The 11,943-nt window shown below is 68.5% G+C and carries 15 protein-coding genes; 10 read left to right on the top strand and 5 right to left on the bottom strand.

What is annotated here, in order from left to right:
• Positions 1-3: 3 nt before the first annotated feature.
• From AC0CH3_RS10265 to AC0CH3_RS10225, 9 genes are all read left to right on the top strand, one after another.
• A complete protein-coding gene (locus AC0CH3_RS10265; RefSeq protein ID WP_056018184.1) occupies positions 4-951 on the top strand; it encodes a flagellar motor switch protein FliM in 948 nt (315 codons plus the stop codon).
• Positions 948-1,250 (top strand): flagellar motor switch protein FliN, encoded by a 303-nt coding sequence (gene fliN / locus AC0CH3_RS10260; protein WP_056018186.1) that lies wholly within the window; start codon positions 948-950, stop codon positions 1,248-1,250. The genes AC0CH3_RS10265 and fliN overlap by 4 nt, the downstream gene beginning before the upstream one ends.
• 4 nt (positions 1,251-1,254) lie before the next feature.
• On the top strand, positions 1,255-1,509 hold the full coding sequence (locus AC0CH3_RS10255) for a flagellar biosynthetic protein FliO (RefSeq protein ID WP_031394023.1): 255 nt from the start codon (positions 1,255-1,257) through the stop codon (positions 1,507-1,509).
• Positions 1,506-2,381, top strand: coding sequence for a flagellar type III secretion system pore protein FliP (gene fliP / locus AC0CH3_RS10250; protein WP_465237838.1), 876 nt, complete (start codon positions 1,506-1,508; stop codon positions 2,379-2,381). Before AC0CH3_RS10255 ends, fliP begins: the two co-directional genes overlap by 4 nt.
• 4 nt (positions 2,382-2,385) lie before the next feature.
• Positions 2,386-2,655, top strand: coding sequence for a flagellar biosynthesis protein FliQ (gene fliQ, locus AC0CH3_RS10245; protein WP_056018190.1), 270 nt, complete (start codon positions 2,386-2,388; stop codon positions 2,653-2,655).
• Positions 2,656-2,659: 4 nt separating this feature from the next.
• Positions 2,660-3,433, top strand: a complete 774-nt coding sequence (fliR, locus tag AC0CH3_RS10240) for a flagellar biosynthetic protein FliR (RefSeq protein WP_465237837.1) — start codon at positions 2,660-2,662, stop codon at positions 3,431-3,433.
• Positions 3,433-4,572: a flagellar type III secretion system protein FlhB gene (flhB, locus tag AC0CH3_RS10235; protein ID WP_465237836.1), complete on the top strand. Its 1,140-nt coding sequence runs from the start codon at positions 3,433-3,435 to the stop codon at positions 4,570-4,572. The genes fliR and flhB overlap by 1 nt, the downstream gene beginning before the upstream one ends.
• A 67-nt stretch (positions 4,573-4,639) precedes the next feature.
• Positions 4,640-6,148, top strand: a complete 1,509-nt coding sequence (gene fliD / locus AC0CH3_RS10230; protein ID WP_465237835.1) for a flagellar filament capping protein FliD — start codon at positions 4,640-4,642, stop codon at positions 6,146-6,148.
• Positions 6,148-6,540, top strand: coding sequence for a flagellar export chaperone FliS (locus tag AC0CH3_RS10225; protein ID WP_056018200.1), 393 nt, complete (start codon positions 6,148-6,150; stop codon positions 6,538-6,540). Before fliD ends, AC0CH3_RS10225 begins: the two co-directional genes overlap by 1 nt.
• Positions 6,541-6,543: 3 nt before the next feature.
• Here AC0CH3_RS10225 and AC0CH3_RS10220 read toward each other — a convergent pair whose 3' ends face one another.
• From AC0CH3_RS10220 to argH, 5 genes are read right to left on the bottom strand one after another with little or no spacing between them, the layout of a single operon-like run.
• Positions 6,544-7,497: a CorA family divalent cation transporter gene (locus AC0CH3_RS10220; RefSeq protein ID WP_465237834.1), complete on the bottom strand. Its 954-nt coding sequence runs from the start codon at positions 7,495-7,497 to the stop codon at positions 6,544-6,546.
• Positions 7,494-8,264, bottom strand: coding sequence for a precorrin-2 dehydrogenase/sirohydrochlorin ferrochelatase family protein (locus AC0CH3_RS10215; protein WP_465237833.1), 771 nt, complete (start codon positions 8,262-8,264; stop codon positions 7,494-7,496). Before AC0CH3_RS10215 ends, AC0CH3_RS10220 begins: the two co-directional genes overlap by 4 nt.
• A complete protein-coding gene (gene lysA / locus AC0CH3_RS10210; protein ID WP_465237832.1) occupies positions 8,261-9,523 on the bottom strand; it encodes a diaminopimelate decarboxylase in 1,263 nt (420 codons plus the stop codon). The genes AC0CH3_RS10215 and lysA overlap by 4 nt, the downstream gene beginning before the upstream one ends.
• 12 nt (positions 9,524-9,535) lie before the next feature.
• Positions 9,536-9,799 (bottom strand): hypothetical protein, encoded by a 264-nt coding sequence (locus AC0CH3_RS10205; protein ID WP_465237831.1) that lies wholly within the window; start codon positions 9,797-9,799, stop codon positions 9,536-9,538.
• Entirely contained in the window at positions 9,796-11,163 is a 1,368-nt protein-coding gene (gene argH / locus AC0CH3_RS10200) for an argininosuccinate lyase (protein ID WP_465237903.1), read from the bottom strand. Before argH ends, AC0CH3_RS10205 begins: the two co-directional genes overlap by 4 nt.
• 73 nt (positions 11,164-11,236) lie before the next feature.
• Between argH and AC0CH3_RS10195 the strand changes: the two genes are divergently transcribed.
• Positions 11,237-11,827 carry a TlpA family protein disulfide reductase gene (locus AC0CH3_RS10195; RefSeq protein WP_465237830.1) on the top strand — a complete coding sequence of 197 codons (591 nt, stop codon included), beginning with the start codon at positions 11,237-11,239 and terminating at the stop codon, positions 11,825-11,827.
• Positions 11,828-11,943: the final 116 nt, after the last annotated feature.

Below are 11,943 nucleotides of genomic sequence, written 5' to 3'. Positions count from 1 at the left end.
CTCATGGTTAACGCCCCACCACCAACGAAGCGCGAGCGGCGCGAGCGGGATCGACCCGAGGTCGCGCATCACGGTGTGCTGGGGTCGACCAAGCTCAACCCGTTCGGCGATCTGCACACGCTCCAGCACCTGTCGGCGCGGTTCGCGCGCGCGATCCGCGGCGTGTTCGAGCCGCTGTTGCGTCAGGAAGTGCGCAGCTGGGCCGAACCGCTCGTCGTGCAGCGCTTTGCCGATTACCGCGCCGAACGCGCCGAGGGACTGGTCGCCTGGCTGCCGCTGGTGATGACCCCGGGCGCCGCGCAGGCGCTGTGCGTGATGGACGGCCGGTTCGTACTCGAACTGCTCGACCTGTTCTTCGGTGGCACCGGGTCGGTCGCGCCCGTTCTGCCGGCGGAGTTCTCGCCCGCGGGCGAGGCGATGATCGCGCGTATCGGCCAGATGATCGCGACCCCGCTCAAGACCGCCTGGGAGCCGATGGCGCGGTTTGACTTCACGCCGATGCGCGTCGAGACGAACCCGGCGATGATCGCCGATCTCGACGGCGAGGACGCGATGATCGTCACGCGCTTCGGGATCGCGGCGGGGGCAGGCAAGCCCGTGTTCCTCGACCTCGTCTATCCGGTCACCGCGCTCAAGCCGCACGCCCCGTCGCTCACCACCAAGGTGCTCGGCAAGACCGCCGAACCCGATCCGGCGTGGCGCAACGAACTGACGCGCGCGGCGATGAACATCCGCTTTCCGATCCGCTCGGTGCTCGCCGAGCCCGTCGTGTCGCTCCAGATGCTGATGGACCTCAAACCCGGCGACGTGATCCCGATCACGATCTCGGGCGACGTTCCCGTGATGGTCGGCAACGACCGGCTCGGCTGCGGCACGGTCGGCACGTCCAACGGCTTCGCGGCCATCCAGCTTACCTCCATTACCCGTATCGACGAAGGATTCGCAGCATGACCGACATGGCCGGTACTTTTCCGGTCGACGCCGCCGTGGCCGCCAATTTCAGGCTGCTGCAGGACGTCGATGTGAAGCTGACCGTCGAGATCGGCTCGACCAGCCTGACGCTGCGCGAACTGCTCGCGCTTAGCGAGAGCAGCGTGATCGAGCTCGATCGCCAGGCCAACGAGCTGCTCGACGTGTTCGTCAACGGCACGCTGATCGGGCGCGGCGAAGTCGTCACCGTCGGCGAACGCTTCGGCGTGCGGATGACCGAGCTGGTCAACCCCGACAAGTCGCTCGCGGCGCGCGGCTGATCCGATGCTCTGGTCCTATATCCTGAAACTCGTCATCCTCCTGCCGCTCGTCTGCGGGCTGATGGTCGGCTGCCTGCTGCTGTGGCGCAAGTTCGAGAGCCGGATGCCCGGCAAGCCGACGTCGCGGCTGATCGGCGTCAAGGAAACGATGATGATCTCGCCGGGCCTTCGGCTCGCGGTGATCGATTTCGAAGGCCGCCGGCTGCTCGTCTCGGTCGGCCGCGGCGGCGTGCACCTGATCGACAAGGTCGACGCATGAGCCTGACCGTCACGCGCAAGGGGTCGGGCCCGGCGCTGTTCACGCCGTTGCAGGCCAGGACGCGGTCGCGTGGCGCCGCGTGGCTGTGGGTCGGCCTCGCGCTGCTGGTCGCGCTGTTCCTCGCGATGCCGGCCTTCGCGCAGACGGTTCCCGCCCCCGCCAGCCCCGCGGTCGGCGACGCGGTCGACCGCGCACTCGGCCAGCTCGGCGGACAGGCGGCGGGCAATAGCGGGCAGAGCGGCTCGCTGTCGCTGTCGCTGCAGGTCCTCATCATCATGGGGCTGCTCACGGTCCTGCCGGGCATCCTGCTGATGATGACCAGCTTCACGCGGATCATCATCGTGCTGGCGATCCTGCGCCAGGCGCTCGGGCTGCAGCAGACGCCGCCCAACCAGGTGCTGCTCGGCCTGTCGCTGTTCCTCAGCTTCTTCATCATGGCGCCGACGATCACCCAGATCAACACGACCGCGATCCAGCCCTATGCCGCGGGCCAGCTCGCGGGGACGCAGATGATCACGACAGCAGGCGTCCCGCTCCACGCGTTCATGGTCAAGCAGACGCGGATCAAGGACGTCACGATGTTCGCCGAGATGGCGAAGTCGGGCCCCTATGCGTCGCCGCGCGACATTCCCTTCTCGGTTTTGCTGCCGGCCTTCGTCACCAGCGAGCTCAAGACCGCGTTCCAGATCGGCTTCCTGATCTTCCTGCCGTTCATCGTCATCGACCTCGTCGTCGCGACCGTGCTGATGTCGCTCGGCATGGCGATGCTGTCGCCGACGATCATCTCGATGCCGTTCAAGCTGCTGCTGTTCGTGCTCGTCGACGGCTGGGCGCTGACGATGGGCAGCCTCGCCAACTCGTTCGCGACCTGACCCGGTGGACGCGCAATATTTCCTGACCATCGCCAACCAGACGATGTGGGTGCTCGCGCTCGCCAGCGCGCCGATCCTGATCCCGGCGCTGCTCGCGGGGCTGATCCTCGGCATGATTCAGGCGGCGACGTCGATCAACGAGCAGACGCTGTCGTTCGTCCCCAAGCTGATCGTCGTCGCGGTGTCGATCATGATCTTCGGCAGCCTCATTCTCGGGCTGCTGAGCGACTTCACCGTCAGCATCTTCGAACGCATCCCCGATCTGGTGAAATAGGCAGATGTTGGGCTTCGGCCTCTCGATCGAGCCGCAGCTCTGGGCGCTGATCTTCGTGATGGTGCGAATCGGCGCGACGTTCATCGCCGCGCCGGTGTTCGGCAACGTGTCGGTGCCCGTCACGGTGCGCGTCACGCTGTCGGGCGCGATCGGCTTTCTCGTGCTCGCCGCGCACCCGATCCAGCCACCCGCGCAGATCTTCGCGACATCAACCGTGCTCGCGGTCGCGGCGGAAGCGCTGGTCGGGCTCGCGCTCGGCTTCGTGCTGCAGATCGCGTTCGCCGCGCCGGTGATCGCCGCCGAGATCATCGGCGGGTCGATGGGTCTGGGTTTCGCCTCGTCGGTCGATCCGCAGAACGGTCGGTCGAGCCCCGCGCTCGGCCAGTTCTTCTCGATCATGCTGACCCTGCTGTTCCTGTCGATGGACGGCCACCTCGTGCTCGTCGAGATGCTCGTCAAAAGCTATGACGTGATGCCCCCCGGCGCGGCGTGGCTCGGCGTCGACCGGTTGCGCGGCATCGCGTTCTTCGGCGGCTATGCGTTTCTCGCCGGGCTGCTGCTCGCGCTGCCGGTCGGCTTCCTGCTGCTGTGCCTCAACATCGTCGTCGGGATGATCAGCCGCGCAGCGCCCGCGCTCAACCTGTTCTCGGTCGGCCTCCCCGCGAGCCTCGCGGTCGGTGTCGTCGCGCTCGCGATCGGCTTCCCGGCGATGGGCGACTATATGGTCGTTATCATCCGCGAAGGCCTCGAAGCCACGCAGAGCCTGGTGCTCGGCTGATGGCGGACGAATTCGGCGAAAAGACAGAAAGCCCGACCGAAAAGCGCAAGAAGGATGCGGTCGAGAAGGGCGACATCCTCCGATCGCGCGACTTCGCCACCGCGCTCAGCATGCTCGCGGGCGTCGCCTGGCTGATCTATGCCGGCCCCTCGCTGATCGCCGCGTGCAAGGCGGTGATGGCGTCGAGCTTCCAGTTCGGACGTGCCGACGTCGAGGATTTCTCGCCCTGGCGCCCGCTTCAGGAGGCGGGGTGGAAGCTTGCGCCCTCGCTCGTCACGCTGTTCGTGGTCAGCCTCGTCGCCGCGGTGCTCAGCCAGGCGGGGCTCGGCTCGCTCGGCTTCAACGGCAAGCTGCTCGCGCCCAAGTTCACGCGCATCAACCCCGCCTCCGGCCTCAAGCGGATCTTCGGTCCGACCGGCTGGATCGAGCTCGGCAAGTCGCTGCTGAAGGTCGGCCTGCTCGGCACGATCGGCGGCTGGATGCTGTGGCAGGCGTCGCACACGACGATGGGGCTCGCCTCGTCCGCCGATCTCAACCAGGCACTGACGACGCTCGGCGGGACCTTCTCGTCGATCCTGATCGCGATGGCGTTCGGGCTCGTCGCGATCGCCGGGATCGACGTGCCGATCCAGATCATCCGCCGCCTCGGCAAGATGCGCATGTCGAAACAGGAGGTGAAGGACGAGCACAAGGAGAGCGAGGGCAATCCCGAGGCCAAGGGCCAGCAGCGCGCGAAGATGCGCGCGATGGCGAGCGGCAACATGCGCAAGGCGGTCGGCGAGGCGCATGTCATCCTGACCAACCCGACGCATTTCGCGGTCGCGCTGCGTTATGATCGCGGCAAGGACCAGGTGCCCGTCGTCGTCGCCAAGGGGCGCGGCGCGACCGCGCTGGCGATCCGCGAACTCGCCGCGGAAAGCCGCGTACCCGTGCTCGAATATCCGCTCCTCGCGCGTGCGGTCTATTACACGAGCAAGGAGAACCAGGAGGTTCGCGACGACCTGTACATGGCGATCGCCACCGTCCTCGCCTTCGTGTTCGGGCTGAACGCCGCGGCAGGCGGCACGCCGATGCCGCAGCCCGCGATCACCGTGCCGCTCGATGCGCGCTTCGACGAAAACGGCGTGAAACTTCCCTAAAGATCCGGCGCCCGCGGTCGTTACCTCTTTCGAGCGCGCGAGAATTACGGGTGCAAGGATTACCGGCATGGCCATTTCGACGACGAGCAGCACCGCGACGCCGACCCCGGCGGTAACGCCGACGCCGACCGCGGCGAGCGTTACGAAGAACGCGGCGCAGTCGCTGCTGACCTCGCTCAACGCCGGCTCGGGGATCGACACCGCCAGCCTGGTACCCTCGCTGGTCGAGGCGCAGTTCGCGGCCAAGACCGCGCAGCTGACCGCCAAGTCGAACACCATCACCACGCAGATCTCGGGCCTGAGCGCGCTCAAAAGCGCGATCTCGGGCTTCGCGTCGGCCTATTCGGCGCTGGTCAAGGGCGGCACGCTCACGAGCCAGCCGACCAGTTCGAACGCCGCGCTCGGCGTGAGTGCGCTGGCCGGCGCCAAGGTCGCGGGGCTGTCGTCGACGATCTCGGTCAACCAGCTCGCGGGCGCGCAGACGATCCGCACGACCGCGCCCATTACCGACCGGACCGCTGTGATCGGATCCGGAAGCTTCACGTTGACCTTCGGCGCCGCGACCTACGACGCCGCGGGCACGGCGATGACCGGCTTTACGGCGGGCAGCGGCACGCCCGTAACGTTCAGCGTCACCGATGCGAGCCTCGACGGGATTGCCGCTGCGATAAACGCGCAGGGCGCAGGCATCACCGCCTCCGTCGTGACCGACTCGGACGGCAGCGCCTATTTGTCGATGAAGGGCGCGACAGGTGCGTCACAGGCGTTCACGCTTGAGGCGACCGATAAGAGCAGCAAGCTCGCGGACTTCAACGTCGGTCCCGGCGCAACGAACACCAGCGTCACCGCGACCGCGCAGAATGCCAGGCTAACCGTCGACGGGATCGCCGTCGAGCGCGCGAGCAACACGATCAACAACCTCGTCCCCGGCGTGAAGCTCCAGCTCAACACGGTGTCGGACAAACCCATCACGCTCGGCAGCACGACCCCGACCGCGGCGTTGTCGCAGGCGATGTCGGACATCGTCGAAACGTATAACGAGGTGCTGTCGACGCTCACCGAACAGACCAACCCGATGACCGGCGTCCTGCGCGGCGACACCGCCGCGCAGTCGTTGCTGCGATCGCTCAAGACGCTGACGCTGACGCCGTTGTCGACCGGCGCGACCGCTGGCGCGCCGACGACGCTTGCCCAGATCGGCGTGGCGACCAACCGCGACGGCACGCTGCGGCTCGACTCGGCAGCGCTGTCGAGCGCGTTGCTGACCAATGCGGGTGCGATCGAGACGATGCTGAACGGTTCGGCAGACGGCAAGGCGGGGCTTGGCGCGGTGCTCGCGTCGTTCGCCGCCGCCGCGACCAGCACGACGACGGGGCTCGGCGCCTCGCAGACGCGCTACACCGCGGCCCAGAGCGCGATCCTCGATGCCAAGGCCAAGATCGCGGATCAGTCGGATGCGATGACGACCCGCCTGACGCAGCAATTCTCGAGCATGAATTCGCGCGTCTCGTCGTACAAGTCGATCCAGACCTTCCTCACCAACCAGATCGCGGCGTGGAACAAGAGCGACTCGTGATGTACGCGACGACCCTCACGCGCGATCCGTTCGCCACCTATCGCCAGATCGACGCGGTCGGCCGTACGACGACCGACGGACCGGGGTTGGTCCAGCTGCTCTACAAGGAACTCGTCGCGGCCCTGCGCGCGGCCGCCTGGGCATCCGACAACCGGCAATATGCGACCAAGAGCGACCGTGTGACGCGCGCGACCGCGATCCTGTTCGCGCTCGAGGCGGGGCTCGACTTCGAACGCGGCGGCGCGGTGTCGGAAACGCTCGCGCGCCTCTATGCCGGCGCGCGCAGGACGATCGTCGATGCCTCGCTCGGACAGGACGGCACGGTCTTCCGCACGACCGCGGACACGCTCGACGAGATCGCGCAGGCCTGGCGGACCGCCAGCGCCGCCTGACCGCTACCGATCGAACCAGTGCCGCTGGACGAAGTACAATACGATTCCCACCGCGATCAGCGTCGAGGCCCCAGCGATTGCATCGAACGCCCAGGGCTCCTCGGCAAAGGGCAGCCCCTTCACGTTCATCCCGTACAACCCGGTCAGGAACGTCAGCGGCAGGAACACCATCGCTGCGACCGAGATGATCAGCGAGCGATTGTCGATCTGCTCCGCGCGCAGGTCGGTCAGCGCCTCGTGCGTCAGCGCCGAGCGTTCACGGATCGATTCGAGTTCCTCCGCCATCCGCGCCGCACGGTCCGCCGCCGCCGCGAGATGCAGCCGGTCGTCGTCGCGCAGCCAGTCGCCCGGCAGCGCGGCCAGCTTCTCGAGCGCGGCGCGCTGCGGGTTGAGGAACCGGCGATAGCCGATCGCGGCGACGCGGACCTGGCTCACCGTCCGGCGAAGCGCGAACACGTGCTTGGCATCCAGCCGCTCCTCGCAATCGTCGAGTTCGTCGCCGAGCGCGGCGACCTCGGGGTCGAGATCGGTGGTGATCGCGGTCGCGAACGCGGTGATCAGGTCGCCCGGATCGCGCACGCGTCCCGCCTCGACTTCCTGCTCGACCAAGGGAATTGCGACCAGCGGCTTGCGCGTCAGCGAATAGACGCGGCCCTTGACCACCCAGATGCGCAGCGACGCGAGCAGATCGGACGAATCCATCTCCTCGCGCGTCCGCCCGCGAAGGTTGAGGAATGCGCCTTCACCGACCGCCTCGCACCGTGGCCGCGTCTCGGTCGCGGTCAGCGCGTCGATGACGTACGTCTCGAGCTTGGCCTCGTCGCGCAGCCATGCCTGCGCCTCCTCCTCGTTGGTCGACAGATGCACCCAGACCAGATCACCGCTCGCATCCGGCGCCTCTTCGACGGGAATCCGCGACGCGACGCCGTTGCTGACCTTGAACCCGAAACCGCTCAACCACCCATCTCCACATCGACGACCAGCCCTGGTCCCGTCCCGCTCGGCGCCGCATCGCACGCGATCCGCGCAGCATCGGCACGCGCGCGGTCGAGGATCGCGGGCGGCACGTCGGCGCGGTGATAGACGCGGTCCGCACTCGCGAGCGCGCGCGCCTGGCGCAGCGTCAGGTCGTCGGGATCGGGCGACGCGAGCGACATCCGCACCAGCGTTCCGTCCTGCACCGCCCCGCCGTCGAGCCAGCCGGCGACGTCGCGCGATGGCCCGAGCGGATCGAGCACGCCGCCGGGGGCCAACGCGTCGGCCAGCGCACGTCGCCGTGCGCCGCCGTCGGGAAACCGCGCGCGCATCGCGCCCCGCGCCTTTTGCAGCGCGCTGGCCAGCCCGCCCAGATCCGCCGGCACCAGCGCCTCGAGCCGCTGCCGGAGCGCCGCCGCCAGCCCGGCCGATGCACCGCCCGTGCCGATCGCGATCAGCACGGGCTCACGGTCGACGATCGCGGGCAGCGTGAAGTCGCAATGCTCCGACCGGTCGACCGCGTTCACCAGCACGCCGCGCGCCTTCAGCCGCACGACCGCCGCCAGCGCCTCCGCCTCGTCGTCGATCGCGACGATCGCGAGCGCCGCGACCGCGGCTTCGTCGGTGACGACCTGCGCGCCGGCGCGGTCGAGCAGCCGGCGTTTGGCATCCGCCGCCTCGCCTTCGCCGAGCAATATGACCGGGCGGCCCGCCAGCCGCACGAACAGCGGCAGGCTGTGCAGGCTCACCGCTTGAGCCATTCGGGCACGCGCTCGGCGGCCAGGATCGTCTCGGGCTCGATCCGGTCGGCGACGACCGCGAACCGGTCGCCATCGACCAGAACCTCGGGCACCAGCGCGCGGCTGTTATAGGTCGACGCCATCGTCGCGCCGTACGCGCCCGCGGTGCGGAACACGCCCAGATCGCCCGACTGCACGACGTCGATGTCGCGCCCCATCGCGAAGGTGTCGCCCGTCTCGCACACCGGCCCGGCGATGTTCGCGGTCATCCGCTCGCCACCGGGCTCGACCGCGACGAAGTCGTGATAGGCATCGTACATCGCGACGCGCGCGAGGTCGTTCATCGCCGCATCGACGATCACATAGGGGTTGGTGACGCCCGGCTTCACCCAGATGACCTTGGTCAGCAGTACACCCGCATTGCCCGCGATCACGCGCCCCGGCTCGAACATCAATTCGACGTCCCAGCCCGCGGTCGCGCGCGCGACCATCGCGCCATAGTCGGCCGGGCTCGGCAGCACGTCGTCAGGCCTGTACGGCACGCCGAGCCCACCGCCGAGATCGACCCGGCTGATCACATGCCCTGCCGCGCGCAGTTCGGCGACGAGTTCGCCGATCCGCGCATAGGCCGCCTCGAGCGGGGCGAGATCGGCAAGCTGGCTGCCGATATGGATCGCCACCCCGCGCAGGTCGAGCCCGTCATGCCTCGCCAGCCGGTCGAACATCGCCGGCGCCTGGTCGATCGGCACGCCGAACTTGTTCTCCTTGCGCCCGGTCGAGATCTTGGCGTGCGTGCCGGCATCGACGTCGGGGTTCACGCGCAGCACCGCCGGCGCGCGGATCCCGCGATCGCGCGCGAGTGCGGCGAGCACCTCGCCCTCCTCCTCGAGCTCGAGGTTGAACTGGCCGATCCCGGCATCGAGCGCGCGGGCGAGCTCGTCGCGGGTCTTGCCGACGCCCGAAAACACGATGTCCGACGCGGGGATGCCCGCGGCCAGCGCGCGCGCCATCTCGCCCGCCGACACCACGTCCGCGCCGTAACCCTCGTCGGCGAGCACGCGCAGCACCGCGACGTTCGGATTGGCCTTGATCGCATAGGCCAGATGGACGCGCCCCGCGCCTTTCAGCGCGTCGCGGAACACCTGTGCATGACGGCGGAACGTCGCGGTCGAATAGACATAGACGGGGGTCCCGACCGCCTCGGCGATCGCCGGCAGCGCGACGTCCTCGACATGGAGAACGCCGTCGCGATAGTGGAAATGGTCCATGCTTGCTTACAATCAGTTTGGCGGCGGCAGGTTGAATTCGTCGCTGCGCCGTTCGCGCGAATTCGTCAGCAACTCGTCGCTGCGCTCGGGGCGCTGCTGCGTCGTCGGCGTCAGCAATGCAGCGGGCGTCGGCGTGGTCTTGGCGCCATAGGGCGCCACGGGGAGCGATTTGCCGGGCTGGGGCTCAAGCCCGTCGGCGGCACCGCAGCCCGACAGCGTCAGACCGGCGAACGACAGCGCGAGGGTCAGGCGGGCGGTGAGGGTCAGGCGCGTCATTCGCTCGTCTCCCGTGCGGCGCGGATCGCGGCGCGTACATTGGCGGGCGCGGTGCCGCCGAAGCTCGTCCGGCTCGCGACGGACGCGTCGACCGACAACACGCCATAGACGCGATCGTCGATCCGCGCGTCGATCGCCTTCAGATCCTCGATCGACAGCGCATCGAGCGCGATCCCCAGATCCTCCGCGCGTTTCACCGCACGCCCGGTCACATGGTGCGCCTCGCGGAACGGCAGCCCCGCCTCGCGCACCAGCCAGTCGGCGAGATCGGTCGCGGTCGCAAAGCCCGCCTCGGCCACCGCGCGCATCCGCTCGGTCCGGAACGTGGCGCTCTCGACCATCCCGGTCATCGCCGCGATCGACAGCGCGAGCAGGTCGTGCGCCTCGAACACCGGCGGCTTGTCGTCCTGCATGTCCTTCGAATAGGCGAGCGGCAGCCCCTTCATCGTCACCATCAGCGCGGTCATGCACCCCATGATCCGCCCCGAATGCCCGCGCACGAGCTCGGCGGCATCGGGATTGCGCTTCTGCGGCATGATCGAGCTGCCCGTCGACCATTGGTCGCTGAGCGCGACGAAGCCGAAGGGCTGCGACGCCCAGAGCACGAACTCCTCCGCCAGGCGCGACAGGTGCAGCGCGCACTGCGTGGCGGCGACCAGATAGTCGAGCGCGAAGTCGCGGTCGCTCACCCCGTCGAGCGAATTGGTCATCGGACCGTCGAACCCGAGCGCGCGCGCGGTCATCTCGCGGTCGATCGGGAACCCCGTCCCCGCCAAGGCCGCGGAGCCGAGCGGCGAGCGGTTCATCCGCACGCGCGCATCGGCAAAGCGGCTGACATCGCGCGCGATCATCGCGTGATACGCCATCAGGTGATGCCCGAGCGTCACCGGCTGCGCCGATTGCAGATGCGTGAACCCCGGCATGACGCTCGCGGCATGCTCCTCGGCGCGCACGAGCAACGCCGCCTGGAACCCGCCGAGCGCCGCGAGCACCTGATCGATCGCATCGCGGACCCAGAGCCGGAAATCGGTCGCGACCTGGTCGTTGCGCGACCGAGCGGTGTGCAGACGCCCCGCGACCGGACCGATCGCCTCGGCCAGCCGCGCCTCGGTCTGCATGTGGATATCCTCGAGCACGAGATCCTCGACGACGCCGTTGGCGGCATAGTCCGCCGCGACGCGGTCGAGTCCCGCAGCGATCGTCGCGGCGTCCTCAGCCGACACGATACCGCGTGCGCCGAGCATCGCGACATGCGCCTTGGAGCCGGCGATATCCTGCTTCCACAGTCGCTTGTCGAAGGGGATCGAGGCGTTTATCTCCCGCATGACCGCGGCCGGACCCTCGGCGAAGCGTCCACCCCACATCGCATTGGAGCCGTCCATGTCCTCCCCTTCTCTGCTCTCAAGGGCGTCGATCGTCTGTCTCCTGGGTAGCGCAATGCTGGTCGCGGGCTGCGATAGGAAATCGCCGGCTCCGGAGCAAGCAAACGCGGCAGGTCCCGCCGCCGGCCCTGCTGCTGGCAACACCGCGACATCGGACGAAGTCGCCCCCTCGCCCGACGAAGCGACCGGCACCCCCGCCGCCCCGGTCGAGAAGATCGACCGCAGCCACAAGGGCGAGACGGGGCCGGCGATCAGCTTCACCGCCCCCGATGGCAAGGCCGTTACGCTCGCCAGCTTCAAGGGCAAGCCGCTGCTGCTCAACCTCTGGGCAACCTGGTGCGCACCCTGCGTCGCCGAGATGCCGACGCTCGACGCGGTCGCGGGCAGCCTGAAGGGCAAGGTGCAGGTTGTCGCGGTCAGCCAGGATCTGCAGGGTGCGGACAAGGTCACGCCGTTCTTCGCGCAAAAGGCGTTCACGACGCTCCAGCCCTATCTCGATACCAAGGCTGCGCTCAGCATCGCATATCAGGCGAACCTGCCGACCACGATCCTGTACGATTCGGACGGACGCGAAGTCTGGCGGATGCTCGGCGGTTATGAATGGAACACCCCCGCCGCCGCAAAGCTGATCGCCGAGGCGCGCTGAACGCGCTGAACGCCCCGCACGACGACGCACCGCTTCAGAGCGAACGCTGGAGCGGCGCGGCGTCGGCGGCGTGATCCTGCCCTGTCTTCCTGCGGGGTCCTTCGGGATCACGGATC

It is taken from the genome of Sphingomonas sp. AC449 (genome assembly GCF_979253475.1).
Note: the sequence above shows the minus strand (reverse complement) of the source record. Positions and strands in the feature narration are given on the sequence as shown.

What these genes read in the sequence shown, in the direction of transcription:
- AC0CH3_RS10265 (WP_056018184.1), top strand. Translation starts at nt 4, where the DNA reads ATGGTTAACGCCCCACCACCAACGAAGCGCGAGCGGCGCGAGCGGGAT.
- fliN (WP_056018186.1), top strand. Translation starts at nt 948, where the DNA reads ATGACCGACATGGCCGGTACTTTTCCGGTCGACGCCGCCGTGGCCGCC.
- AC0CH3_RS10255 (WP_031394023.1), top strand. Translation starts at nt 1,255, where the DNA reads ATGCTCTGGTCCTATATCCTGAAACTCGTCATCCTCCTGCCGCTCGTC.
- fliP (WP_465237838.1), top strand. Translation starts at nt 1,506, where the DNA reads ATGAGCCTGACCGTCACGCGCAAGGGGTCGGGCCCGGCGCTGTTCACG.
- fliR (WP_465237837.1), top strand. Translation starts at nt 2,660, where the DNA reads ATGTTGGGCTTCGGCCTCTCGATCGAGCCGCAGCTCTGGGCGCTGATC.
- flhB (WP_465237836.1), top strand. Translation starts at nt 3,433, where the DNA reads ATGGCGGACGAATTCGGCGAAAAGACAGAAAGCCCGACCGAAAAGCGC.
- fliD (WP_465237835.1), top strand. Translation starts at nt 4,640, where the DNA reads ATGGCCATTTCGACGACGAGCAGCACCGCGACGCCGACCCCGGCGGTA.
- AC0CH3_RS10225 (WP_056018200.1), top strand. Translation starts at nt 6,148, where the DNA reads ATGTACGCGACGACCCTCACGCGCGATCCGTTCGCCACCTATCGCCAG.
- lysA (WP_465237832.1), bottom strand. Translation starts at nt 9,523, where the DNA reads ATGGACCATTTCCACTATCGCGACGGCGTTCTCCATGTCGAGGACGTC.
- AC0CH3_RS10205 (WP_465237831.1), bottom strand. Translation starts at nt 9,799, where the DNA reads ATGACGCGCCTGACCCTCACCGCCCGCCTGACCCTCGCGCTGTCGTTC.
- argH (WP_465237903.1), bottom strand. Translation starts at nt 11,163, where the DNA reads ATGTGGGGTGGACGCTTCGCCGAGGGTCCGGCCGCGGTCATGCGGGAG.
- AC0CH3_RS10195 (WP_465237830.1), top strand. Translation starts at nt 11,237, where the DNA reads ATGCTGGTCGCGGGCTGCGATAGGAAATCGCCGGCTCCGGAGCAAGCA.